Origin of the sequence: Candidatus Clostridium helianthi (assembly GCF_045310795.1) — a bacterium.
GTDB lineage: Bacteria > Bacillota > Clostridia > Clostridiales > Clostridiaceae > Clostridium > Clostridium helianthi.
The window spans coordinates 1-230 of sequence record NZ_JBJIAB010000270.1 but is presented as its reverse complement, the minus strand read 5'-3'; the positions used below and the strand labels follow the sequence as shown (position 1 = coordinate 230).

General features: G+C 25.2%; 1 protein-coding gene. It reads left to right on the top strand.

All coding sequences use genetic code 11. The features are described from left to right. Positions 1–230: transposase (locus tag ACJDTP_RS28550; protein WP_406763096.1), on the top strand; the 230-nt coding region annotated here is incomplete at both ends.

The following is a 230-nucleotide window of genomic DNA, read 5'->3' as shown; positions in this document are numbered from 1 at the left end:
CCTAAAATCATGTTCAAAATAATATCATATGCTTATTCTCAAAATATTTATTCAAGCAGAAAAATCGAAAAAGCATGTAAAAGAGATATAAATTTCAAATGGTTACTTCAATGTTATAAGGCACCGGATCATGCTACAATTAGTAGATTTCGCAAAGACTATATTTCAAATGAGGTAATTGAAGATTTATTTTATCAACAAGTTAATTATTTAGCAAATCAAAATGAAAT